The sequence below is a fragment of the Pseudoselenomonas caprae genome, from assembly GCF_008271345.1.
Taxonomy (GTDB): domain Bacteria; phylum Bacillota; class Negativicutes; order Selenomonadales; family Selenomonadaceae; genus Selenomonas_A; species Selenomonas_A caprae.
The window spans coordinates 21,780-47,466 of record NZ_VTOZ01000020.1 but is presented as its reverse complement, the minus strand read 5'-3'; the positions used below and the strand labels follow the sequence as shown (position 1 = coordinate 47,466).

At 55.1% G+C, this 25,687-nt stretch carries 22 protein-coding genes; 1 reads left to right on the top strand and 21 read right to left on the bottom strand.

Annotated elements, in window-relative coordinates; genetic code table 11:
* Positions 1 to 18: 18 nt before the first annotated feature.
* Both FZ041_RS09900 and FZ041_RS09895 read right to left on the bottom strand, forming a co-directional pair.
* A complete protein-coding gene (locus FZ041_RS09900; RefSeq protein WP_149189436.1) occupies positions 19 to 1,149 on the bottom strand; it encodes an efflux RND transporter periplasmic adaptor subunit in 1,131 nt (376 codons plus the stop codon).
* The gene (locus FZ041_RS09895) at positions 1,146 to 2,594 is read right to left on the bottom strand and encodes a TolC family protein (protein WP_255449338.1); all 1,449 of its coding nucleotides are present in this window, start codon (positions 2,592 to 2,594) and stop codon (positions 1,146 to 1,148) included. The genes FZ041_RS09900 and FZ041_RS09895 overlap by 4 nt, the downstream gene beginning before the upstream one ends.
* Before the next feature lie 169 nt (positions 2,595 to 2,763).
* Between FZ041_RS09895 and recQ the strand changes: the two genes are divergently transcribed.
* The gene (gene recQ, locus FZ041_RS09890) at positions 2,764 to 4,545 is read left to right on the top strand and encodes a DNA helicase RecQ (RefSeq protein WP_149189435.1); all 1,782 of its coding nucleotides are present in this window, start codon (positions 2,764 to 2,766) and stop codon (positions 4,543 to 4,545) included.
* Between the two features lie 546 nt (positions 4,546 to 5,091).
* Here recQ and FZ041_RS09885 read toward each other — a convergent pair.
* The 19 genes from FZ041_RS09885 to FZ041_RS09795 all read right to left on the bottom strand — a co-directional run bounded on the left by FZ041_RS09885 (position 5,092) and on the right by FZ041_RS09795 (position 25,671).
* On the bottom strand, positions 5,092 to 6,237 hold the full coding sequence (locus FZ041_RS09885; RefSeq protein WP_187626362.1) for a S41 family peptidase: 1,146 nt from the start codon (positions 6,235 to 6,237) through the stop codon (positions 5,092 to 5,094).
* Positions 6,238 to 6,257: 20 nt separating this feature from the next.
* The gene (locus tag FZ041_RS09880; protein WP_149189433.1) at positions 6,258 to 7,379 is read right to left on the bottom strand and encodes a murein hydrolase activator EnvC family protein; all 1,122 of its coding nucleotides are present in this window, start codon (positions 7,377 to 7,379) and stop codon (positions 6,258 to 6,260) included.
* Between the two features lie 16 nt (positions 7,380 to 7,395).
* Positions 7,396 to 8,283, bottom strand: a complete 888-nt coding sequence (gene ftsX, locus FZ041_RS09875; RefSeq protein WP_149189432.1) for a permease-like cell division protein FtsX — start codon at positions 8,281 to 8,283, stop codon at positions 7,396 to 7,398.
* Complete coding sequence (gene ftsE, locus FZ041_RS09870) at positions 8,273 to 8,959, bottom strand: cell division ATP-binding protein FtsE (RefSeq protein WP_149189431.1); 687 nt, start codon at positions 8,957 to 8,959, stop codon at positions 8,273 to 8,275. Before ftsE ends, ftsX begins: the two co-directional genes overlap by 11 nt.
* A 103-nt stretch (positions 8,960 to 9,062) precedes the next feature.
* Complete coding sequence (csaB, locus tag FZ041_RS09865) at positions 9,063 to 10,154, bottom strand: polysaccharide pyruvyl transferase CsaB (RefSeq protein WP_149189430.1); 1,092 nt, start codon at positions 10,152 to 10,154, stop codon at positions 9,063 to 9,065.
* Positions 10,151 to 12,211, bottom strand: coding sequence for a DUF5693 family protein (locus FZ041_RS09860; protein ID WP_149189429.1), 2,061 nt, complete (start codon positions 12,209 to 12,211; stop codon positions 10,151 to 10,153). The genes csaB and FZ041_RS09860 overlap by 4 nt, the downstream gene beginning before the upstream one ends.
* A gap of 15 nt (positions 12,212 to 12,226) precedes the next feature.
* A complete protein-coding gene (locus FZ041_RS09855; RefSeq protein WP_187626361.1) occupies positions 12,227 to 12,922 on the bottom strand; it encodes an LmeA family phospholipid-binding protein in 696 nt (231 codons plus the stop codon).
* A 63-nt stretch (positions 12,923 to 12,985) separates the two neighbouring features.
* Entirely contained in the window at positions 12,986 to 14,092 is a 1,107-nt protein-coding gene (gene prfB / locus FZ041_RS09850) for a peptide chain release factor 2 (RefSeq protein ID WP_075442391.1), read from the bottom strand.
* 38 nt (positions 14,093 to 14,130) lie between these two features.
* On the bottom strand, positions 14,131 to 16,749 hold the full coding sequence (gene secA / locus FZ041_RS09845; RefSeq protein WP_149189427.1) for a preprotein translocase subunit SecA: 2,619 nt from the start codon (positions 16,747 to 16,749) through the stop codon (positions 14,131 to 14,133).
* 182 nt (positions 16,750 to 16,931) lie between these two features.
* Positions 16,932 to 17,480: a ribosome hibernation-promoting factor, HPF/YfiA family gene (gene hpf, locus FZ041_RS09840; protein WP_149189426.1), complete on the bottom strand. Its 549-nt coding sequence runs from the start codon at positions 17,478 to 17,480 to the stop codon at positions 16,932 to 16,934.
* Between the two features lie 214 nt (positions 17,481 to 17,694).
* A complete protein-coding gene (locus FZ041_RS09835; RefSeq protein WP_075428998.1) occupies positions 17,695 to 17,895 on the bottom strand; it encodes a cold shock domain-containing protein in 201 nt (66 codons plus the stop codon).
* A gap of 131 nt (positions 17,896 to 18,026) precedes the next feature.
* Positions 18,027 to 18,746 carry an amino acid ABC transporter ATP-binding protein gene (locus tag FZ041_RS09830; RefSeq protein WP_075442388.1) on the bottom strand — a complete coding sequence of 240 codons (720 nt, stop codon included), beginning with the start codon at positions 18,744 to 18,746 and terminating at the stop codon, positions 18,027 to 18,029.
* Positions 18,733 to 19,398, bottom strand: coding sequence for an amino acid ABC transporter permease (locus FZ041_RS09825; RefSeq protein ID WP_149189425.1), 666 nt, complete (start codon positions 19,396 to 19,398; stop codon positions 18,733 to 18,735). The genes FZ041_RS09830 and FZ041_RS09825 overlap by 14 nt, the downstream gene beginning before the upstream one ends.
* 178 nt (positions 19,399 to 19,576) lie before the next feature.
* A complete protein-coding gene (locus tag FZ041_RS09820; RefSeq protein WP_075442386.1) occupies positions 19,577 to 20,362 on the bottom strand; it encodes a basic amino acid ABC transporter substrate-binding protein in 786 nt (261 codons plus the stop codon).
* A gap of 129 nt (positions 20,363 to 20,491) precedes the next feature.
* Entirely contained in the window at positions 20,492 to 20,782 is a 291-nt protein-coding gene (locus FZ041_RS09815) for a zinc-ribbon domain containing protein (RefSeq protein WP_075442385.1), read from the bottom strand.
* A 139-nt stretch (positions 20,783 to 20,921) separates the two neighbouring features.
* Positions 20,922 to 22,640 (bottom strand): O-linked N-acetylglucosamine transferase, SPINDLY family protein, encoded by a 1,719-nt coding sequence (locus tag FZ041_RS09810; RefSeq protein ID WP_149189424.1) that lies wholly within the window; start codon positions 22,638 to 22,640, stop codon positions 20,922 to 20,924.
* A 100-nt stretch (positions 22,641 to 22,740) separates the two neighbouring features.
* Complete coding sequence (locus FZ041_RS09805) at positions 22,741 to 23,445, bottom strand: glycosyltransferase family protein (protein WP_149189423.1); 705 nt, start codon at positions 23,443 to 23,445, stop codon at positions 22,741 to 22,743.
* 10 nt (positions 23,446 to 23,455) lie between these two features.
* Positions 23,456 to 24,400 (bottom strand): class I SAM-dependent methyltransferase, encoded by a 945-nt coding sequence (locus tag FZ041_RS09800; protein WP_149189422.1) that lies wholly within the window; start codon positions 24,398 to 24,400, stop codon positions 23,456 to 23,458.
* Positions 24,401 to 24,417: 17 nt separating this feature from the next.
* Entirely contained in the window at positions 24,418 to 25,671 is a 1,254-nt protein-coding gene (locus FZ041_RS09795) for a glycosyltransferase family 9 protein (protein ID WP_149189421.1), read from the bottom strand.
* Positions 25,672 to 25,687 lie beyond the last annotated feature (16 nt).

Here is a 25,687-nt window from a genome sequence, read left to right as displayed (position 1 = left end):
TTCCTGCTTTCCCTCTCATTACATTGGCGGCGGGCCGCCTCTGCTTTTCTTACTGCTCGTTGTCATTGTTGCTGCTTTAGCGGTATAGGTGCTCACGACCTGCTCCCCCTCGGACAGCCCTGCAAGGATTTCCACATACTCATCGCTGTAAATGCCCGTTTCGACATAGCGGTTCTCCTGCGTGCCATCGGGATTCTTGACAATGACATAGGAACCATTCGCATCGGTCTTGAGTGTCGAGATGGGTACCGCCAGCGCCCCTGCCTTCTCAGCCGTATTGATTTCTACGCGCGCCGTCATTGCCGGCAGCAGTTCATTGCCGGGATCATCGACATCCAATGTCACATAGTAGTAAATGACGCTGGAGGACGAAGTGCTCGACGAACTACTTGAGGAAGAAGACGTGTCCCAGCTATTGCCCGTATCCGTCTGCGAGATGTTCGTAACGCGTGCCGTAAAGGTCCGGCCCGTGAAGCTGTCCACTGTGAAGGTCGCCGTCTGGCCAACCTTGACACTGCCAATATCCGTCTCATCGACTTTGGCCTGGATCTGCTTGCTGGAAAGATCGGCAATGCGCATGATGACCGTTGGGCTGTTCGTCCCCTGCACGGCCATCGTGCCCGGCGTCTTCGGCTCGCCGACGACCACTCCCGACATCGGCGCCGTGATCGTCATCTCGTTCATATCCGACTGCGCTTCCGACAGTGCTGATACCGCTGTCTCATAATTCATCTGCGCATCCTCCAGATCAGCCTGGGTCTTGGCGCCAATGCTATAGAGATAACTGGTGCGCTCATATTTGGCCTTGGTATTCGTGACTTTTATCTGTGCCTGGTCACGCTTGGCTTCATAGTCCTTGCCATCGAGCGTCGCAATGGTCTGCCCCGCCGTGACTGTATCGTTCTCCTTGACGAGCACATTCTTGATGCGCGCCGTGACCTTCGAGCTGACCTCGACCGAGTGCACAGGACGGATGGTTCCCGTCGCTGAGACCGTCGATTTCATATCCATGCGTATGACTTCCGTCGTCTCCACGGCCGCTGCCTGCTTGGCCTGCTGCTGGCCCTGATAATATTTCCAGCCGCCAAACGCACAGGCCGCTACGAGCACTGCCGCGATACCGGCCTTTACTTTCCAATTGATGTTCATTTCGTCTCCTCATTTCCTGCCAATTCATCCGCTACAGCCGCCGGTGTTGCTGCCGGCTGCGTATCTGCCCCTGCTGCCACTCCGGCCTGCTCGATGGGAGAGCTTGCCAGCGTCGCGGCAACGTCGGTTGAGAGTTTTGCCGCAGCCTCTTTTTCCGCAGGACTCAGGCTGATGCCCATGGCATTTTCCACCGATGCCTTGTCGCGGGCATAATCATACTGCGCACTGATATAGTTGAGCTGCGCCGTCGAAAGCGCCTCCTGCGCATCGATGATATCGAGCATCAGGCCCTCGCCGGCACGATATTTCTCGCGGGCAATGTAGGCATCTTCCTCAGCCTGATGCACCGCATCCTGCGTCGAATTGAGCCGTTTCTCAGCCTCCCGCATATTGTAATAGGCCTGCCGCACAGCCAGGTCGACATCTTCCTTGTCCTTGAGCAGATTGAGCTTAGCCACCTCGTATTCCGTCTGCGCCGTTTTGACGGCTGCATCGGTGACGCCACCATCGAAGATGCTCCACTTGAGGCCGACACTGGCCGATGCCCCCTGGCTTGACGAGCTCGACGGTTGGAACACATTCGTATTATCCAGCCCCAGCGACAGTGATACCGATGGCAGATAACCAGCCTTAGCAGCCTTTACGGCCTGCTCCTGCTGCTCGACCTTATACTGATCGACACGCAGGTCCTTACGATTGGTATAAGCATAGGCAATGCAGTCATCGAGCGCAATCCCGAAAGCATCGTAGCTGAAATCCGTCGTGAGATTCAGCGGCTCCGTACGGTTTATATTGAGATAGTTACGCAATGTTGCCAGATCTACCTCATAGCTGTTCTGCGCTTTGATGAGATTCTGCCGCGCATTGCTAAGCTCGACCGACGAGCGGATGACATCGATACGAGCCTTAGCCCCCGCCGAGTAAAGCTGGCTGACATTCGTGTAGTGCTCCTGGTATTTATCCACGGTTTCCTGCCGCACAGCCACCGTCTTCTTGGCCTCCAAGGCATCATAATACGCCTTGATGACACTGAGTTTCAGATTTTCGCGGCTGCGATCGGTTAGCAGCCGTGCCGAATCGGCAGCAAGCTCTGCCTTTTTGATATTGGCCTGATTCTGGCCACCTGTATAGAGCGGCAGCGAAGCTGACACACCGGCTCCATTTCTCGCCTGGCGGTCACTGTCACTGCTCTTGCTCGTACTAAGGGTATCCGAAGCCGATACCGACACGCCATTGCTGCCTCTGGCTTTCTTGAGCGCCGCATCAGCCGTATCCTCACCTTTTTGCGTGACCTTCAGGCTCGTGTTCTGCGTGAGGGCCATGTTCACGGCCTCCTGCAGCGACAAATCAGCCGCCAAGGCTGCTGGCATCAGGCCCAGCATGACACTGGCCAGCGCCAATGCTATTTTCTGCTGCCGTTTTTTTATCTGACGACTTATCTTCACAATTTTTCCTCCCCGAAAAACTACTTCATCCTGAAATTCGAATCCTGTTTTCTATTTTAACATAATTCCCCACAACTACATGGGTTTATTGGTTAGATTATGATAAAATAGGGTTGTTGTAAGAACATAAATTTTCTCTGAGAAATTCATTAAAAATAAGGAGCCAGCCATGGACAATCCATACTTTGAACAAGCCCTCGGCCTGCTGCGCCGTTTCTACGGCTATCGCAGCTTCCGCCCGGCCCAGACCCCCGTGATCGAGAGCCTGCTTGCCGGCCAGGACACCGTCGCCATCATGCCGACCGGCGCCGGCAAGAGCATCTGCTTCCAGATACCAGCCATGGTATTTCCCGGCATCACGCTCGTCATCTCACCACTGATCTCCCTGATGAAGGATCAGGTCGACGCTCTCGCCGAGCAGGGCATCCCTGCCACCTATATCAACAGCACGCTCTCGCTCGCCGAATCCGACCTGCGTCTGAACGCCATTGCAGCTGGCAGGTTCAAGCTCGTCTACGTCGCTCCCGAGCGGCTCGACACGAGCTATTTCCAGTACATCATCGAGCACCAGCCCATCTCGATGGTCGCCGTCGATGAGGCACACTGCCTCTCCCAGTGGGGGCACGACTTCCGCCCCAGCTACCGCCAGATTGCGCCCTTCATCGCCGGGCTGCCGCGCCGTCCCCTCGTCGCAGCATTCACGGCGACGGCCACCCCCGAGGTTAAGGACGACATCATCAGCCTGCTTAGCCTGCGCACGCCGCAGGTGCATGTCACCGGATTTGACCGCCCGAATCTTTATTTCGAAGTGCGCCGCGGCGAGGACAAGAAGAAATTCATCACCAGCTACGTCCGCAACCATCCCGACGAGACCGGCATCATCTATGCCGCGACGCGCAAGGAAGTCGACAAGGTCTACGAGCTGCTGGCCAAGAAGAAGCTCGCAGTCGGCCGCTACCATGCAGGCATGACCGAAAAGCAGCGCACGAAGGCCCAGGACGACTTCCTCTACGATAACATCCAGGTCATCGTGGCTACCAACGCCTTCGGCATGGGCATCGACAAGAGCAACGTGCGCTACGTCATCCATTACAACATGCCCAAGAACATCGAAGCCTACTATCAGGAAGCAGGACGCGCCGGCCGCGATGGCGAACCAGGCACCTGCATCCTGCTCTACTCGCCGCAGGATACCATGACGCAGAAATACCTCATCGATGTCTCCATCGATGACGAGCAGCGCAAAGCCCATAACCTCGGGCGCCTGCAGAAGATGGTCGACTACTGCCATACACCAGAATGCCTGCGCCACTTCATCATCCATTACTTCGGGGACAGCTCGGCTCCCGAAACCTGCGCGAACTGTGGCAACTGCAAGGCAGGACTTGAACGCGTCGACATCACGCTTGATGCGCAGAAAGTCTTTTCCTGTGTCTATCGCATGCGCGAGCGCTTTGGCCTGACGCTTGTCGCCCAGGTGCTCAAAGGCTCAAACGATAAACGTGTCCGCGAACTCCATTTCAACGAGCTATCAACCTACGGCCTGATGAAGGAACGCAGTCTTGCCGACATCAAGCTGCTGATCCAGCGCTTTGTCGCCACCGACTATTTAGCAATGACCGAAAGCCAGTATCCGGTACTGACGCTCGAGCCCCGTGCCTACGCCGTACTCAAAGGGCAGGAAAAAGTCTATCAGGCTATGCCCAAGCCCGAACAGGAAAAAGAACCCGCTGCCCCAGAGCTTTTCGACTACCTGCGCGCCCTGCGCAAAGAAATCGCCGCCCGCGATCATATTCCGCCCTATGTCGTCTTCTCCGACGCCACGCTGCGGGATATGTGCCTGGTCCAGCCTGACACCCTCGACGAGATGCTCAACGTCAAAGGCATCGGCGAGCTCAAGCTCGAAAAATATGGAGCTGCGTTCCTGCAGTGCATTAAAGAACACAAATAAACCACAATACAACAATTGCTGTTTGTCTGTCAGTGCGTGCGGAACGGAATCCCGATAGTACGCAGCTCGGGGTTCACGGGGTAGTACTTTTTCTGTTTCCGCTGAATGGACCGTACGACCAGCTCTACGGACTTAGTTACCTGCTCCCGTAACAAGCACATCGATGTAATTCGTGGCCTATCGCCGGAACAGAGCAGGATTATCCCAACATAACGGAGGGCGAGGGTGGGTACACTTTCTTCGTAGACGAAGCGATTGCCCGAGCGCAGTGAGGGATGGCACGCGGTAGATATAAACTAGAACGCCAAGATGTATTGGCGCGCCGCCGGCCTGCCCGGCGCATGTACCTAGGTACATACAACCTGCCAGCGCGGGTCATTTAGCGGAGCAGAGAAAAAGTGCACCCACCCTCACCCCAGCTGAGCTGTATCAAGCTTATTGCAATCTCGTACTGACAGACAAATCGCAATTAACAAAAGACCCGTTGGCTTCCTGTTCAGCCAACGGGTCTTCATATATCATTAAGGCTGTTATCCCCAGCCCTTCTTATTGCATTTTCTGCAGCAAGACTTCTTTCGCCTTGGCGAGCTGCACATCGGTGGTGTCCCCCTCCTGAAAGTCCACCTCGACGTCCGGTTCGATGCCGACGCCATCGATGCAGCGCCCATTCGGCGTGTAGTACCTGGCAATCGTGAGCTTCAAGCCATCGTCCTCGAACAGCGGCACAACGACCTGCACCGAGCCCTTGCCATATGACTTCGTGCCCACGAGCGTGCCTGCACCGGTATCCTGCAGGGCACCTGCCAGGATCTCTGACGCGCTCGCGCTGTTGCCGTCAATGAGTACCACCACGGGATACTTGGGCGCCTCCAGCGAGGAATCATGCTCCTCCTTCGAGCCGTCGCGCTGGACGACGGAAACGATAGGCCCCTTCGGCACCAGCAGGTCAGCGACCTCCACACAGCTCTTGACGAGTCCGCCAGGGTTCTGGCGCAGATCGATGATGAGCCCCTTCATGCCTTCCTGGCCGAGTTTTTCGAACTCTTCCTTGAACTCCTCGCCGGTGCTCTCACCAAATGACGCGATGCGGATGTAGCCCATCTGGGTGCCATCCAGCAGCTTGCCCTTGGCCGTGCGCAGCTTTATCGTATCGCGCTTTATCGTGTAGTCTCTGTCCTCAGTTCCCGCGCGGCGGATGGTCAATGTCACATCCGTACCGACATCGCCACGGATATGCATCGAGACTTCTTCGGGCTGGTACTCAGTGACCGGCGTGCCGTCGACAGCCACGATCTCATCGTTGGCTTTGAGGCCTGCCGCCTCACCTGGCGTGCCCTCAAGCACCGACACGATGGTGACCTTGTTGTCCTTGAACCCCATCGTCACACCGATGCCGCCGAACGTACCGGCTGTATGCTCCTTGAGAGTCTTGTACATATCTTCCTTCAGGTAGATGGAATGCGGGTCGCCCAAGGATTTTACCATGCCATCAATGGCCCCATTCATCAGATCATGCGGGTTGACATCGCGCACATAGCGCGCCTCGATCATGCGCTTGACGCCAAGGAAACGCACGATATCGAGTGCCTTCTCCCCATTGAGCCCCAACGCAGCCGCCAGCCCCATCAAGGTCAGCAGGCTCGACACCAGGGCCGTGGCTGCAAGGCCAAGTATTATCTTTTTTTTGCTCACATACTGCATGTCTTTCTCCGTTATAAGTAACTATACGGGCTGACCGGCTCACCGCCACTGCGTACCTCAAAGTGGCAATGCGGCCCGGTGCTGTTGCCTGTCGAGCCGCAATACGCGATAATATCGCCCTGGCTGACCGACTGGCCCACCGAAACGGCCAGCGATTGATTGTGTCCATAAAGCGTCGTGATGCCGCCACCGTGGTTGATGATGACCGTATTGCCATAGCCAGAGATCCAGCCGGCATATTCAACGGTACCAGCCTGTGCGGCGCAGATGGCATCACCATAGTCCGCACCGATGTCGATACCGCTGTGGTACTTCTGGGTCCCCGTGATCGGATGCACGCGCCAGCCGAAATCCGACGTGATCGTGCCGCCTACCGGCCAGATCATCGAGCCATTGCCAGCCGCCGGCATATTCGCCATGCTGCTGCGCTGCAGCATCGCCGCGATCTGCTTCGATGCGGCCATGAGCTCATCATACTGACGGTCAACGGTGGCCTTGTCATTCTTCATCTTATCGATGATTTCCTTGCGGCGGCGCACCTTCTCCTCCATGACCTCGCGAGCCTGGCGCGCCTTGAGCTCCTGCTCGGCCCGCGCTTCCTTGTCCTTGGCAAGGCTCGCTTGCGTCGTCTCGATCTCATTCTTCTCGGACAGTACGCTCTGCACGAGATCATAGTCCTGGCGGATGACCTTCTTCAAGAGATCCATGCGCGTCATGAAATCCGCGAAGTCCTTCGCGCCGAACAGCACATCAAGATACGATACCTGTCCATTGATATAGATATCGCGCACCCGCTTGCCGAGATGTGCGCTCTTCTCCTCATAGTCCTTGCGGACCACCTTGAGCCGGGCTTCATTCTCATCCATGCGCGCGATGGTTTCGTCAAGGGCTGCCTTGAGCTCCTTATGGGCGGAAATCGCCACCTCTGCCTCTTCGTCCACCAGCCGCTTTTCCTCGGACAGCGACTCGATTTTCTGCTGCAGGGCCTCGCTTTCCTTACGCTTCTCCTCCGCCTGGCGTTCGTAGCTCGCCTTGTCATCCTCACGGGATGCCTGCACGGTCTCCGCCCCGAGGGTCGTGAGGAAACCAGCCGCCAGCGCGATCGCCACAGCCTGTTCTGCTTGTCTTTTCATGCCTCTGCTTCCTTCCTCAAACCTTCAGGAACCGCTTGAGCGAGATTGCCGAGCCCAAAGCACCGATGGCCATGCCCGAGAGGATGATAGCCACCGTGACGTAGTTCATGAACGGGTACTGGGGCATCAGCGGGAAAAAAGCCAGCGTATTGTAGATCTTGGCTGCCATCGCTGCGTAGAAGCTGCGCAGGGCAATCGCCGCCAGCGCGCCGCCGACAAAGCCCATGACCACACCTTCGAGCACGAAAGGCCAGCGGATGAACCAGTCCGTCGCACCGACATACTTCATGATGGCAACCTCTTTGCGCCGCGCAAACACCGTCAGGCGGATCGTATTCGAGATGATGAACAGCGTCGCCGCTGCCAGCAGCACCATCAGCGCCAGGCCGAATACGCGGATCAGCCGCGTGATGTCAAAGAGGTGCTTGACGACATCCTGGCCGTACTTGGCCGCCTCGACGCCGTCCATCTTCTCGATGGCCTTGGCCGCCGTCTCGACCATGTCCGGCTGAGCTACCGTGAGCTCAAAGGACTCCGGCAGAGGGTTCTGGTCCCCCAGCGCGTCGAGCAGGTATTTCTGGTCGCCCAGGCGCTCGGTCAGGCGTTCCTTGGCCTCCTCGCGGCTCACATACTTGACGCTCTCGATGCCCTGCATCTTCTCGATGTCCTTCTGCAGATCCTTGCGCGCCGAAGTCTTTATGCTGTCCTCCAGATAAACGCTGATCTGCACCTCCGACTCCAGCGAGGAAGCCAGCCGGTTCATATTGAGCACCAGCGTCAAGAAGACGCCGAGCACGAACAGCGAGACGGCTACCGTACCCACCGAGGCAAACGACATCCAGTTATTGCGCCGGAGCGAGTGGAATACCTCCGTGATGAAATATTCACTGGTCCTAAGCTTCATAACCGTAGCCTCCTCTTAATTCATCGCGCACGATATGGCCATCCTCGATGGCGATGACGCGCCGCTTCATCGTATCGACGATCGTGCGGTCATGGGTCGCCATGACGATTGTCGTGCCTGCCTTGTTGATGCGCTTGAAGATATCCATGATATCCCAGCTCGTATCGGGGTCAAGGTTGCCCGTCGGCTCATCGGCGATGACGATGGCCGGATCGTTGACGATGGCGCGCGCGATCGCCACGCGCTGCTGCTCGCCGCCTGAGAGCTGGGCCGGGAAACAATTATACTTGTCCCTGAGGCCGACGACGTCGAGCACCGCATTGACACTGCGCTGCATCAAGCGGCGCGGCGCCTCGATGACCTGCATCGCAAAGGCCACATTCTCGAACACCGTCTTGTCGGGCAGCAGGCGGTAATCCTGGAAGATAACGCCAAGGCCGCGGCGCAGGTACGGCACCTCTTTGTGGCTCATATTGACGACATCGTGACCGTTGACCGTAAGGACACCGCTCGTCGGCAGCTCCTCACGGAACAGCATCTTGATGAAGGTCGACTTGCCGGCGCCGCTGGCACCGACGATAAAGACAAATTCGCCCTTCTCGATATCGACATCGACACCGTCGAGGGCCACAGCACCATTTTCATATATCTTGGAAACGTTGCTCATATGTATCATAGGATACTCATCCTCCGCATTCAAATTGCAAAACTATCTTTTATTGTACCATATCCATGGTAAAAATATAAGCCTTCCCCGAACAGGGAAGGCCTGTATCTATTCACTTATGGGCCAGATTCAGAGCGAGCTCCGCATTGCTGGCGGCCTGATCGCGCAGTGCCGCCAAAAGCTCTGCATTCTGCTGGCGGAACGTCTGCTTATCGTTCCACTTGCGGCGGATCTCCGCCATGAGCTCATCAGCCGTGACATCCCGCAGATTGCCGACCGGCTCCTCGCCGATGGACTGCAGGAAGCGGTCAATCTTCGGGTCATAGGAAATGCCGAGCATCGGCACGCCCATGACACCGGCAAAGATCAGCGCATGCAGGCGGATGCCGAGCATCAGATCCATGTTGCCGACGAGCGATAGGAACTCGCTGGTGGTGTACTCATCTTTGAGCACCGTGCAGGGCTCCTGGGTACGTGCGGCAATATCCCGCGCCGCCCGCACATCGTCGGGGAACTGCATCGGCAGGAACACGACGCGGGCACCGAGCTCTCGGACCACGCGGTCGGAGACTTCGGCGAGCACCTCTTTGTAATGGGTCCAGCCCTGCCACTCGCGCACCGAAATGCCGACGACTGGCTTAGCGCCATCGGCCTGATAGGCCTTGAAGATGGCACGGCCAGCCGCACGGTCCACCGGATGGATAGCCAGCACCGGATCGGCCGTACATTGAATTTCCGGCCGGCGAATGCCCAGGCGATCAAGCTCCTTCAGCGAACCCTCATCACGCACCGTGATAAGATCCACGCGGTTGCCCAGCCAGCACATCGCCCGCTCAGCCACTCGGCCAAGTATCGGGCCGATGCCCTGGGCATAGAGCATGACCTTCGTGCCCAGCAGGCGAGCCAGCAGGATGATGGCCAAATAGTAGTAAAGACTGCGGCGGCTCGTGACATTCTGCAGCAGGCTGCCGCCGCCGCTTATCAAGAGATCCGCCTGGCGAAGCTCGCGGATGATGGCCGGCAGTCCGAGCCAGGAAACCGCATCGACGCCATGACGCTTGCGCGTATCTTCAGGGTCAGCAGAAATCACCGTGATATGAAGTTTTGGGTCGAGATCTCCAAGGACCTCCAGCATTGCTGCCAGCATCGCTTCATCGCCGGCATTTTTCGAGCCGTAATATCCCGATACGACGATCCTGCTCATGAATCTGCCTTACTCCCCTTTGCTTTCGAAATAATGACCTGCCAGAGCTCCACAAGAACCATGGCTGCGGCGCCAATCCCTGCGCCCAGCACAATGCCGCCGATGCCACGCATGAACGACATATAGACCGGCGTGCGCATATGCGCAAACGTCTCCACCATCGACCCCTGGCCAATCGTGGCCACGAGCACCAAGGCGAAAAATACCATCGTCGGCCACTTGCGCCAGAACGCCATTGCGGCGAGCATGAAAGCCGGATGGCCAATCATGAGCTCCTTGGTACGCGGTCTGGCATAGAAGGCCTGCTCAAGGAACGCGCGGAACTTGAGCTCCGACTGCGAAACCGGCATGCCCGACGTGTGGCCGCTGCGGGCCACGAAGACAATACCGGCAATGAGCACGAGCCCCATCAGGAACAGGGTCTTTACCCGAACCGGCATATCGAGGATCTTCTTGAGCTGGTTGACGACACCTTCGGTGTCATCCATCTTGCCATCGAAGATGTCAAAACGCTGCAGGAAGGCGGCGCCCACCAAGAGGATCGGCAATACAAACGTCAGCTTGATGCCGCGGAAAATCTGGAATTCGAGCAAATACTCGGTATCGGCGAGCGAACCCGAAAGATAAGCCGCACCGATATAAGCAAGTGCGCCAGTGACGAACAGCGCCAGAGCTGCCGTCACGATAAGGCGCGGCAGGGCGATTTTGGCCTTCTCCTTGAACGCGCGCACGCGGTCAAGCTGGAAGATGACCGCCAGCGCTGGGAAGACATTTGCGCTGGCCAGTGCTGCCAGGATGCGGATTTTCGAGCCATTGCCCATAAGCACCGGTACCGCAGCAGCCAAAGCAAACAATACAAACAAAAGATACTGCGTTTTAGGACGCGCGTTGAGCGCCGGAATCACCAGCGAAAGATAGAGCACGACAGCCGCCGCTACGCCCATCATAACGAGTGCACGCAACCCCTTGGACGGCAGGAGCTCCGGGAACGTGCCCGCCGGGCCGATCGTATAGCCATGCGCCACGAGTTTATCATGCGTATCCTGGAAATATTTCAGATTCGTCTCCAACAGGCTCATGTTCGGCGACGGCTTGTCGTAGATGCGCAGCAAGTCGATGCGGATATTGCGCTCCTCATCCGTATTCGACCAGCGCTCGACAGCCGTGTCGATCTTGAGCTTCGGCTGCTCATCCTTCGGCACCGAGTAGAGGCGCGCCACATGGTCATAGCCGACGCCCTTGGCCACCTCGTTCATGCCATCCTGATGATAGAACTGCAGCTGCGTCGTCGCCTCGATGAGGCCCAGCGTCAGGCCGCGTTCCTTCATCTCATCGATGGTCGTCTGCAGCGCCTTCGTCGCGCCCAGCACCTGGCTGCCCGAGAACACGACCTCCGAGATGCGGAAGCCATCCATGCGGCCAAATACCGCCTTGACATCCTCCGGCGTGCAGGCCGTGAAATTGCTCGGGCGGGCCAGCACATAGAAGCCCGCATCGTTTACAGCCTGCATCTCATCCGTCGGCATGCCGATATCCATCTTGACGAAGGACTCATAATGCGCCTTTACGGCCATGACCTCTTCGGAACCGACCTTGAAGAGTCTGACGCGGTCTGCACCGAGACGGCGCGGCAGATCTTCCTTCAGTTCCTTCCACGTCTGGGCATGATGGCCGACGATATAGACCTCCGTGCCGATGATCTTGCCCTCAGCGGCCAGCTTCTGCCAGAGCGGATCTGCCAGGCGGCCACTATGGTAATCAGCCAGCAGCTGGCTGCCTGCAATGGCCGTCGCCTTGCCGTTGGCATTGAGTTTCTTGAACGTCGTATCATAGACAGCCAGCGAAGTGATGCCGGCCTCCTTGGCCTGCTGCAGCACCTCGTCCACCGGCTTGCCCTCTCGCTCTGCCAGCTCGATAAGCCCCTCATAGTCGATAGCCATATCGACCTGACGATTCACCTGCTCGGCAGCATGGCGCTGAAAGCTTATCGCCAGCGCTGCGGCCAGACCGATGGCAATAAACAGCAGCAGCCAGCGGTTGTACTTGAATACCTTCATTGCTTCACATTCACCTTATTCCTTATTATCCCGTGCCGCCGTGATGATGACAGCGCCATCCGTCTGCTCGACCTGACGGATCTTCATGCCCAGCGGCAGTTTATCGGCAGCCGCCAGCTGGATATTGCCGAAAAGATCGCCCAGCTTGGCCGTACCGATAAGGGTATTTCTCATTTCCAGTCTCGTCATCAGGAAGAACAAGGCCCCGCTGTTCTCGGTAATCTGCCCTTCCATCTCGATATCAGCCACGCGGCCGAATATCTTGGCATTGGCCGTGACCAGCACGCGGTCACGGTTGATGCGGACCTGGACATTCTCTATCTTGTCTACGCGGCGCTGCAGGACTTCCCGCAGGTTCTCTTCATCGACTGTGCCCGTGAGCGTGAGCTCATCGGCCTGCTTCACCTTTATGCCCTGCTCGCTGAAGAGCGCCGGCATGTCGAGCTGCACATTGCGGCCCTTGAGCGTGAGTTCCCGCAGGAACACCTGGCCGACCTTCGCCTGATGCAGCACTGCATCGAGCTGCTGGATGCGCCCGATAGCCAGCAGTGCTGAAGGCGTGGAAGCCACCGTGACCACGACATCATCCGTCGCAGCCTTCTGCGCCAGCTTTGTCTTGATGGTCGACTGCGCCAGCCATGGCAGCACCGTCGCGCTTGACACGATTAATATTATGAATAACAAGCCCAGAATAGTCAAGCCTTTTCGCAAATCAATCACCTCGCAAAGTAACAAGGAGCCAGGAACATTCGCGTACTCCTGACTCCTTTAAGATTAGAATTCGTGATTTGCCTTGGCATTCAAGAAGGCACGGATGAACGGATCGATCTCGCCATCCATGACAGCCTGAACGTTGCCCGTCTCATGGTTCGTGCGATGATCCTTGACCATCGTGTACGGCTGGAATACATAGGAACGGATCTGGCTGCCCCACTCGATATTCTGCTGATCGCCTTCGAGCTTGGCAAGCTCAGCCTCTTTCTTCTCCATCTCGAGCTCGAAAAGCTTGGCGCGCAGCATCTTGAGGCACTGCTCACGGTTCTGCAGCTGCGAGCGTTCATTCTGGCACTGGACGACGATACCCGTCGGCTCATGCGTCATGCGGACAGCCGAAGACGTCTTATTGATGTGCTGGCCACCGGCGCCCGAAGCACGGTATGTATCAACGCGGACATCGGACATATTGATATCGACCTCAACGGCATCGTCGATTTCCGGCATGATATCGCAGGCCGAGAACGACGTATGGCGGCGCGCATTGGCATCGAACGGCGAAATGCGCACGAGACGATGGACGCCCTTCTCCGACTTGAGGAAGCCATAGGCATTGTGCCCCTTGATAAAGAGCGTTGCCGACTTGACGCCAGCCTCATCGCCCGGCAGCAGGTCAGCCGTCTCGACCGTAAAGCCGTGACGCTCCGCCCAGCGTCCGTACATGCGCAAAAGCATCTGCGTCCAGTCCTGTGCCTCCGTTCCGCCTGCACCAGCATGCAGCGTCAGGATGGCATTGTTGGCATCGTATGGACCTGAGAGCAGTACTTCCAGCTGCAGGGCCTCAAGTCCCTCGGCGACGGCGTCAAGTTCAGCCTTGACGTCCTCTTCCATGCTCGCGTCATCTTCTTCCATGCCCATCTCGAACAGCGTTTCTGCATCCTCAAACTTATTGAGCAGTGCCTTGTATTTGTCGACGCTGATCTTGACATCGTTGAGCTCCTGGTTGATTTTCTGTGCCTGCTCGGCATCATCCCAGAAGGTCGGCTCGCCCATCTTGTATTCGAGCTCGGCGATTTTTTCCTCTTTTGCCGGAACCTCGAGGGACGTTTCCATCTGCGCGAGCTTTTCACGCAGCTCGCCCAGCTGTGGTTTCAAATCTTCTAGCATTGTTCCACCTTTACTTATGTAAAACCTAATGATCTATCTTACTCGTCCTTGCCGCAGCAATTCTTATACTTCTTGCCGCTGCCGCAGGGACATGGGTCGTTGCGGCCGACCTTTTTGCCATCATTCGTGACCGGTTTCTTCTTCGCCTCTGCTGCGCTGACTTCATCGCCATGGGAGGCCTGCGCATTTTTCAGATGGTCGGAAAGCTGCGAGCGCTGCTCCTTGATAGCCTGCTCGAGTTTCTGCTTCTGCGCGGAGCTCGGTTCCTCGCCAGCCTCCTGCTGCGCAGCAGCTGCCTGCTGCTCCGGCGTGATGATGCTGACATGGTACATCAGCGAAGCGATCTGATCCTGGATAGCACCTTCCATTTCCTCGAACATATCCAGCGCCTCGATCTTGTACTCGACGAGCGGATTGCGCTGGCCATAGGCACGCAGGTTGATGCCCTCGCGCAGCATGTCCATATGGTCGAGATGCTCCATCCACTTGCTGTCAACGACACGCAGCATGACGACCTTCTCGAGCTCGCGCATGTTCTCTTCGCCAAACAGCAGCTCACGCTGATGATAGCCTTCCTCAGCGAGTTTCTCGAGCTCTTCTTTGAGCTCATCGCGGCTGAGCTCTACGAGCTCTTCCTTCTTGAGGCGGCCAGCCGGCGCGTAGATCTTCTCGGCATCCTCGATGAGGCCGTCGAGCTGCCACTCCTCCGGATACAGCTGCTCGTTGGCATACTGGTTCATCTCGTCTTTGATGATGTGCTTGACCATGCCCATGATGTTCTCACGCAGGTTGTCGCCCATGAGGATCTTGCGGCGCTCGCCGTACATGACCTCACGCTGCTGGTTCATGACATCATCATACTCGAGGACATGCTTGCGGATATCGAAGTTGCGTGCCTCGACCTTCTTCTGCGCATGCTCGATGGAGTTCGTGATGAGCTTATGCTCGATCGGCTCATCCTCTTCCATACCCAGCTTGTCCATCATGCCAGCAATGCGGTCCGAAGCAAACAAGCGCAGCAGGTCATCTTCGAGCGACAGGAAGAAGCGGGATGCACCCGGATCGCCCTGACGGCCCGAACGGCCGCGCAGCTGATTATCGATGCGGCGGGACTCATGACGCTCCGTGCCGACGATGAACAGACCGCCAAGCTCTGGCACACCTTCGCCGAGCTTGATATCCGTACCACGGCCAGCCATGTTCGTCGCAATCGTGACAGCACCCTTCTGGCCGGCATCGGCGATGATTTCTGCCTCTTTCTCGTGGAACTTCGCATTGAGCACATTGTGCGGGATGCCATTTTTACGCAGCACAGCACTGAGTTCCTCCGACTGCGTGATGGACGTCGTACCGATAAGCACTGGCTGCCCTTTGGCATGCAGTTCCTTGACAACCTTGCCGACCGCTCTGTACTTAGCCTTCTTGGTCTTGTAGATGAGATCCGGATAATCAACGCGCTGTACCGGCTTATTCGTCGGCACGACAATGACCGGCAGATTGTAGATCTTGAGGAACTCATCTTCCTCCGTCTTCGCCGTACCAGTCATACCAGCCAGCTTGTCGTACATGCGGAAGTAGTTCTGGAACGTAATCGTGGCCAGCGTCTGTGACTCGCGCTGGATCTTGACGCCTTCCTTGGCCTCGATAGCCTGATGCAGGCCATCGGAATAGCGGCGGCCTTCCATCAGGCGGCCCGTGAATTCATCGACGATGATGACCTCATCGCCACGCACGACATAATCGCGATCGCGCTTCATAAGAGCCTTAGCACGCAGTGCCGCCGTAAAGCAATGCGAGAGCTCGATATTCTCCGGTGCGTAGAGGTTCGTGATGCCGAGCATCTTCTCGATTTTCGGCACCGTACTGTCGGCTGCAGCTACGGTCTTCTGTTTCTCATCGACCGTATAATCAGCACCTTCCTTGAGTCCTGCGACCGCCTTGGCCATGACTGCATACATATCCGTCGATTTTGCGCCCGGGCCCGAAATGATCAGCGGCGTACGTGCCTCATCGATAAGGATCGAGTCCACCTCATCGACGATCGCATAATGCAGCTCACGCTGAACCATCTGGTCCTGCGAGATGACCATGTTATCGCGCAGATAGTCAAAACCGAACTCGTTGTTCGTACCAAACGTGACATCGCAGCCATAAGCGTATTTACGCTCCGGGAAATCCATATCATGGACAACCAGGCCGACCGTCAGTCCAAGGTAACGATAGAGCTTACCCATTTCCTCGCTATCACGGCGGGCCAGGTAGTCATTGACCGTAATCACATGAACGCCCTTGCCCGTAAGCGCATTGAGGTAAACCGGCAACGTCGCCACGAGCGTCTTGCCTTCACCAGTACGCATCTCAGCAATGCGTCCCTCATGCAGGCACATACCACCGATCATCTGGACATCGAAGTGACGCATGCCGAGCACACGGCGCGAACCCTCGCGGACTACAGCGAAAGCCTCCGGCAGGATATCATCGAGCGTCTCGCCATTTTCGAGACGCTCACGGAACTTATTCGTATAGCCCGTCAGCTTATCATCCGTCAGATTCTGCATCTGCGGTTCGAGGGCATTGATTTTCTCGACGACCTCGCGATAACGTGCTATCTCTTTATCGTTATTGTCACCCAAGAATCTTTTAAGAAATCCCAGCAAACAAAATCACTCCTATTACAATTATAACTTCTACAAGTAGTCTTACCTTACAATATTAACAAACTGCCTTAGATAAGTCAATTCATGCAACTCTTTTCCTATTATATTTATAGCTTTACTGCATCATAAAAGCCTTCCCTGCCGGGAAGGCTCTTTTTTCGCTATTTATTTGTTTTGACCGGTCAGTTGCCTGACTCGATCAGTCCATAGTTGCCATCGGTGCGCTTATAGACCACATTGACTTCCTCCGTCTCCGAATCACGGAACACGAAGAAGTTGTGATTCAGCAGGTTCATCTGCATGATGGCTTCCTGCGTATCCATAGGTTTGACGATAAAGCGTTTCGTCTTGACGACCTTGTACTCCTCATCCGAGTCATCCTGTTTGTCGGGAACAGCCGGTGCCTGCAGCGCCTCCGCCTTGAATCCGCCACCGCGGAAACGACGAGCCAGTTTCGTTTTCTGTTTGTGGATCTGACGCTCCAGCTTTTCTACGACCAGATCAATCGACGTGTACATGTCCATCGTGGCTTCCTCGCCGCGAAGCAGGATGCCACCTTGCACCGGTACCGTGACCTCAACGATGTGACGGCCCTTCGATACCGTGAGCAATACGGAAATCTCGCCGACATTGTCAAAGTACTTCGTCACTTTGCCGACGCGTTTCTCCACGTACTCACGCAGGGAAGGAGTGATCTCGATGTTCTTGCCTCTTACAGTGAATGTTGCCATACGACACATCCCCTTTCTTATGATGGACCATGGCAGATGCCACGGCTCTTTTCGTATAATCCTGCCTCCCGGTAGGTTTATACCCTTAGTATTCGCCAACAAGCAGCAAAACCCTTCTTTTCGGGCAAAGAAAAAATCTGAAATTTCAATGAAAGTGATTCTGCCCATCAAAAAACCCGGCTCAAATGAGCCGGGGTGACATTTTACCTTTGTCTTACGCCGTCTTTACGACATTCGACGCCTGCGGGCCGCGTGCACCCTCGACGATGTCAAACTCTACAGCCTGACCCTCGTTCAGAGTCTTGAACCCTTCGTCCTTGATTGCCGAAAAATGTACGAATACATCATCGCCATCCTCACGAGCAATGAAGCCATAGCCTTTTTCCGCACTGAACCATTTTACTTTGCCAACCATTGAGATTCCTCCTAGTGAAAAAATACCACACCACAACAATAGTGGTCAATCCTAATTATAATTGTTGGCAATCCCACTGTCAATATTTCTATTTTTTTCTGACAAATTATTTTTATCTTGCAAATCCGCGATTACAGTACTTTGGATAAAAACAGCTTCGTACGCTCCTGCTGTGGATGCTCGAACACCGCTTTAGGCGTCCCCTGCTCAAGGATCTTGCCCTGATCGACAAACAGCAGCCGGTCGCCGACTTCACGGGCAAAGCCCATCTCATGCGTGACGATGACCATCGTCATGCCCTCCTTCGCCAGGCTGCGCATGACATCGAGTACCTCGCCGACCATCTCGGGGTCAAGTGCTGATGTCGGTTCGTCAAACAGCATGACCTTCGGCTTCATCGCCAGCGCCCTGGCAATCGCCACACGCTGCTGCTGGCCGCCCGAAAGCTGGGTCGGATAGTTATCAGCCTTATCTGCCAGCCCCACGCGCGTCAGCAGCCGGACAGCCTCGCTTTTCGCTTCGTCCGCTGCCATATGGCGAACCTTCATCGGCGCCAACATGATATTCTGCAGCACCGTCATATGCGGGAACAGATTGAACCGCTGGAACACCATGCCAACTTCCTCACGCACCTTATTGATATTGGCTTCGCCATCCAGCACGATACCGTCGACACAGACCGTTCCCTTCGTCGGCTCTTCCAGATAGTTCATGCAGCGCAGCAGCGTGCTCTTGCCCGAGCCCGACGGCCCAATGATGACGACAACTTCTTTTTCCTTGATATCGAGGTCGATGCCCTTCAAAACATCCACCTTGCCATACGATTTATACAAATCCTTAATGTTTATCATCAGTCTTGAACCTCCACTCCAGATAAGCCACGAAACGCGAAATGGAAAGCGTCATAATCAGATAGATAATCGCAACGCAAGTCCAGATTTCCACCGACGCATACGTCTTGGCGATGATCAGCTGGCCGCGGCGCGTGAGCTCCTCAAAGCCGATAACCGAAACGAGCGAGGAATCCTTGAGCAAAGCGATAAACTCATTACCAAGCTGCGGAATAACGCGCTTGAACGCCTGCGGGATAATGATGTAGCGCATGGTCTGTGCCCAGGTCATACCCAGCGAACGTCCAGCCTCCATCTGCCCCTTGTCGATGGACTGAATGCCCGAGCGGAAAATCTCGGTGACATAAGCCCCTGAGTTCAGCCCACAAGCACTGATGGCCGCGACATACGGATCGCTGCGCTGCCCCGTCAGCAGCGGCAAAGCAAAGTATACCAGGAAAATCTGCACCAGCAGCGGCGTACCGCGGAAAAAATCGACATAAACAGCCGCGATGATGCGGAAAATGCGGATATTCACGATGCGGGCAATGCCCATGAACAAACCGATGATGATACCGACGATAACCGACAACGCGGTGATCTTGACGGTGATAGCCGCCCCCATCAACAAGAGCGGCAGCGAATCCTGCACCAGCTGGAAATTGAAATCCATAAACCTTCACCTGTTTCCTTTGCCATTTTGTTTAATATTTATACATCCATAAATAATTCTATAGTTTATTATATTTCAATGTCCATTCGGTGTCAACACTGAATCATAAGCTATAATTCCAGTAAACAAAAACACCGGTCGCCTAGCTGACCGGTGTTTTTTTATGCAGTTTCAATGATTATTTTTTCTCACCAAACCATTTGGCGAAAATCTTGTCATACTCGCCGTTTTCTTTGATTTTCTTGAATGCAGCATTGATCTTTTCCTGCAGTTCTTTGTTGTCCTTGCCGACAGCGATGCCGTAATCCTCAGCCGTCAGTTTCTCCTCGAGAGCCTTGACGCCCGTAGCACCGCTCTTCGTGATGTAGTAGTCATTGACCGGACGGTCATTCACAACAGCATCGACACCGCCAGCCTTGAGCTCCATGAAGCAGTCTGCCGGCGTGTTGAGCGTCTTGACCTCAACCCCATCGATCTTGCTGACCTCAGCTGCACTCGTCGTGCCCATCTGGACGGCAACCTTCTTGCCTTTGAGATCCTGGAAGGTCTTGATACCCTGCTCATCGCTGCGGACTACCATCGTCAGACCAGACTGATAATACGGCTCCGAGAACAGCACATTCTGTTTGCGCTCATCATTGATTGTCATACCCGAAATGATGACATCGATATTCTTGCCCTGCAAGGCCGGGATAAGACCATCGAAACCGAGATTCTGGATTTCAACCTCATAGCCCATCTCCTTGCCGATAGCACGGATCAGATCCATATCAAAGCCCTGGTATTCTTTCTGTCCCTCATCCTGGAACTCGAACGGTGCAAAGTCGATGGACGAACCGACCTTGAGCACCTTAGCCCCCGAGCCGCTGCCCGAAGAAGCATTCTGGCTGCCGCCGCAGCCAGCCAGAGCGAACACAGCAAAGGCACAAACTGCCAGAAGTGCCAATACTTTTCTCATTTTCATAAAAATCCCTACCTTCTCAAATAGCTTTGTCATTTACAGTGAAACAAAATGGAGCCCAAGCGTAAAGCTTGAGCTCCATTGCTCACGCACATTTATTATTATAGCACACGCTGAGCAAACTGCAAGAGATTAGTCTCTCTCAACTCTTTTTTTATTGAAGCAGTCACGGCAGTAAACCGGACGGTCATTTTTCGGCTCGAACGGAACTTCCGTCTCCTTGCCGCACTCAGCGCAAGTTACCTTGAACATCTGACGCTGCTCACCGCCCTCACGCGTACGACGGCGTTTGTCACGGCAGTCACGGCAACGTGCCGGCTCGTTCTCGAAACCTTTCTCAGCGTAGAACTCCTGCTCACCAGCGGTGAACGTGAACTCCTTGCCACAATCTTTGCATACCAGTGTCTTGTCTTCGAAAGCCATAAGATAATCCCCTTACTAGAAAAAATAAATGTTACTTTTGGTCCCCCACTTCTCTTTATGTAAAAAACACGAAGAAAAGAACGTCCCAAAGGTTATTATACTAAATTACTGTCAAAAATGCAAGTTTTTTTGTTATTGTTTAATTTGTGCAAAAATTCTCCCATATTTGACAATAACCAGTTTCCAACTCATTCATATAGTTTTTGCGATCCATGAGCGGCGATTTGAGCAGATTCGCCCTAAGCCCCGAATGGTACGCCCCCACGAGCTCCGGTGCATTGCCAAGCTGCACAGCCCGGCGCACATAGTTGATGTCATTTTCAACCACCAGCTCCTTGACCCCAGCATTCGTGAGAATTGACGCCCCAAAGCGTGCCCCGTGACTGCGCCCGCGAATGCTCACAACTGGCACGCCCATATAGAGTGCCTCACAGGTCGTAAGGCCGCCATTATACGGCATCGTATCAAGCGCAATATCGATGTCGCGGTACTGCTCGAGGTAATCAGGACTGTACGGCCGCAGCTCCACACGTCCCAGGCTGATACCCAGCCGTGTCAGGCGGTCTTTCACGATTGCCTGTCCCGATGGGATGCTGCAAATCTTGCCCTTGATGACAAGCCGCGAGTCTTTGACCTGATCGAGGATGCCCCGCCACAAAAGCAGCGTCTCATCGGTCACCTTGGCAAAATTGTTGAAACTGCCAAAGGTTATATAGCCATTGCGCATACACGGAGCCTCCATACCAGCTGCTGGTATCTCGCGCACAAAGCCTGGCGCATAGCAGAGATGCGAGTGAGGCAGGCGCAGGATCTTTTCTGTAAACCCAGCGGCCGTAGCCTCCCCTGTCGGCAGACAGACCTCATCGGAAAGAAAATAATCAATAGCCGATAGACCCGTCGTATTCATATAGCCAATGCCTGCCATCTGCACGGGTGCCGGACGATATGCCATGATGGGCAGGCAGCTCCCCTGCGTATGCCCCGACAGATCGACAAGGATATCGATCTTGTCCTCAGCAATCAGCCGGGCCGCCGTCCGCGGGCTGCGGCCGCGCAGCTCCCGCCAATGTACATGGCAGGCACGCAGCTTACGCGTTACCTCATCGGTGCGCCCTGTCGAATAGCAATAGATAGAAAACCGCTTGTCATCGTAATACTTGAGCAGCGGCTCCAGAAAAGAGGCTACGGCATGTTCACGGAAATCCGGCGACAGATACCCGATGCGCAGCTTCTTGCCCGGCAATTTCTTCACATCATCGTGCGCATAAGCCGTGATGCCAAGCAGCGGTTCATATTGCTCAGCTGCCTGCCGGCTCTCCTGCAGCGACTGATTCCGGTAATTACGCATGAACAGGTACTTGCTGTACGAATCCGCCTTAGCCAGCGGCTCATCCATAAGCTCACTGCGCGCCAGAAGTTCCGCCGCCGCCTTGTCAGGTGCTGCTGCCAGATATTCCCCATCGGCAAGCCATCCACGCGCTTTGTCAAGGATATGCTGCAGCACACCATAATACGCATCATCGGGGTCAAGTGCCTGCCGCTTGCGCTCCGTCTCTGCGACGATTTCATGCAAGAGCGGCAATTCCTCATCGAGACGGAACTCGACAGCCGCCAGGCCAGCCTTTACGAGCCGCCCACGCAAATGCTTGGGCTTCCTTGCCAGGATCTCCTCCACCAATGTCTGTGCCTCTTCGCGTTCTCCCGAATACAAGGCAGCTTCGGCCATGACAGCTGCGCCGTCCATGCTTTCCGCATCGAGCTCCCAAAGCTCCCGCGCACAAGCGCGCATCCCCTTGGGATCGCCATCCGCCGCAAATTTATCTGCTAAACTCAGCCAATTCAGTACATCGTGGTTCATGAACAAGGACTCCTACTCCGTCTCGTAATCTCGCATATTTTCTTACATTCGACAAAAAACCTGAAACTCCTGCTAGACTACAGGAATTTCAGGTTTTCACTCACACCTCTGGATGCAGCTCGCTTCCATATTCCTTTACGAATATCTTCTGATACCCCTTATATTCCACAGCCAGCGGTTTTTCCTTCGGGCAATGGATGCACCAGAAATCTTTTTCCTGATTAGGAACTACTACCTTGAGCCCGCGCCGCTGCATCTCCTTGCAAAGCGACGTATCGTAAAGATGAAAGCCCGTGAACAGGTCTTCACGCCACGGGATATCATACTGTGTCGCGATGAACAGGCCATCGACAGCCTCGACCTCCTGGCATGCTCCCTCGGGCTCCCGGCAATGCGAATCGACGACGCTTTCGGGCTCGCAGGCATGCAGCACACGGCCATACGTCCGCAGCCCATCCCACCAGACACCGCTCTTTGGCAGGCTGCGGCAGCCAATCACACCAACTGCACCTACTGTTTCATCGGCAAACAGTTTTTGCAGATCACGCACCAGATGCTTATTGACTACCAGCGTATCCTGATGCAGATAGACCTTATACTTGGCATCCGACTGCTGCATGCCAGTATTGTAGCCCGCACACATCGAAGCTGCGCCATGCACGGGAATAAATTCAGCCGTCATCCCAGCAGGCAGCTCCAAATGCTCCAGATAAAGGCGGCACTCACTATACCAATCTTCACTATTGACGCAGGTAATAAAGGCTACCTTACTATCGTCAAGCGCTTTGTTTATCGTCAAATCCATCAAATATCCCTCATCTTCCCGGCTGCGCCTGCAATTCCTGCTCCAGCACCTCGATCCAGCGCAGTTCCTGCACCGAAGTCACATTTTCCCGCGCACTCTCCAGCATCGCCACGATTTCATCGAGTTCCCGCCCCGAATAGCGGACAAGATTCCGATAGAACCTTTCTGGATGGAACACTGCCTGTTTCACGAAATTTGCCGTATAATCGGCAAACAATCCCGTCTCTTCATAAAACGCCCAAAACAAGCGGCATTGCCCCTCTAAATCCACACCGTATTCGATGCGATGCAGATAATCCGACAGCTGTTTGCGCTGCTCCTTCGTATACATAGACTTTAACAGCGCCATCTCAGGCATCGAGCGATCAGCCTTCACCAGCCAAAACTCCGTATCGATATCCGCATGGATATTTTCAAAGCCCGCCGCCACGAGCTTGTCCACGATATCACTTTCTGCCTCGCGCCGCTGCGGCCGCACGGTCACATTCTTGTAATACGAAGCATAGAGCAGCCGCTCGAACTCTGACTTCGCATAAAGCCGCGCCACCACATGATAATAATGGCCATCCATCAGCTCCTCAAGCACCGACCAATGACGGATATTGCGGAAACTCGTAAGGAAAGACCCCGTCTGCTTCAAGAACGTCGAGAACCCCGCCGCGATATCCTGCGGATTCCCCGCCTGCTCCAAGGTCAGATCCGAAATGATGTAATCGAGGCTCTCCGTAGCAAACGGCAGGCGCTCGGACAGATAATCCACGCAGGAAAACTCCACATCCAGCCCCTCATAACCATCCATCGCATCCGGTTCAGCCGCCACCGCCAAAATCTCCGCCCGTGGCATCATCCGCCTGAGATCCGGCAGGTAGTAGAGACTCTCCACCACCAATATCCTAAGCGGCAGCCCCCCCGCCTGCAAGAACCCCAAAAGTTCCGGCTTTATCTCTTCCGCCATTACACGCCTCCATCTGTCTATACTAACATTTCTACTGCCTTTACAATATCTGCCGGATTTACCTGCTTGATACAGTGGCTGTATTTCTCTTTACAGCCGCCATAACAAAATTCCTTCGCACAGGCACCGATCTGTTCGTCCGGACAGCAGATCACGTAGTTCGTCTGCCAGGGAGCAAACCTCTGGTTCTCGCTGAGCACCCCCGCCAAACTGCCACAGAACTCCTCCGCCTCTCGTGAGACCATGACCACTGGCAGACCGGCTGCTGCCGCCATATGCATGACGCCCGTATCGTTACCTATATACATGCCGCAAAACGACAGCACTGCCGCCGTCTCAAGAACGGAAGTCTTACCCACAAGATTACAGGTAAGCTCCGCTGGCAGCAGCGCCTGCAGTCTTTTAGCATCTTCCTGTTCCTTCTTGCCGCCTAACAGGACAAAATATACTTCCCCCTGACGGCATATCCCCTGCAGTGCTTCTGCGTATTTTTCCACAGGGTACTTCCGGCTCTCCTGACCAGCGCCCAGACCTATGGCCACCATAAAGCGGCCAGATTGCCGCCCTCCCTGCAATAACATCTCTGCCTTTTGTGCATCAGCTTGGCTATACCATATTTCCATGTGTTCATCTGCCACGTTCATTTCCATCAGCCGCAGCAGATATAGCATCCGCTCTGCCTCATGGATGATATCTGCTGGAATGACATACGAATCCGTCATCAAAGCCGATTCCATCCGGGTGTCTTTCACTGGATATCCATATACAGTATCGACATTACAGCTATATCCCACACGCCTTTGAGAACCACTCAGATATGCCGCCAGTTGGGATACTGTCTTATCGTCGCCCCATTGCGGGCAGATGCTGATGGCATAGCGCTCAGACCAGAAGTTCTCTGCACAAAGCTGCAAAAGCTCAGCAAAGAATCTTTTCTTGTCGATGTAGAACAACAGCTTATCAAGAACCAATATCCGATTGACATAGGGACACTTCTGCACCAACGGATAGATTGCGGGACTGACCAAAAGCGTGATATACGCTGCCGGATGATTGCGGCGTACCTCCCGAACAAAAGCTGTCGTAAGGACCATATCCCCCATCGCATCCAGCCGTATCAGCAGGATATGCTGCTGTCCCTTGCTGTGTTCGTCACGGAAGCCCTGCCTAGCAAACACCGGCTCGAAAGCCTGGACAAGACCTTGCCAATCCCACTTGGCAAAATCTGCCCCTTGCGCATATTTCTCTGCCACCTGCACCAAAGTCTCCATCCGGTTCACCCCCTGG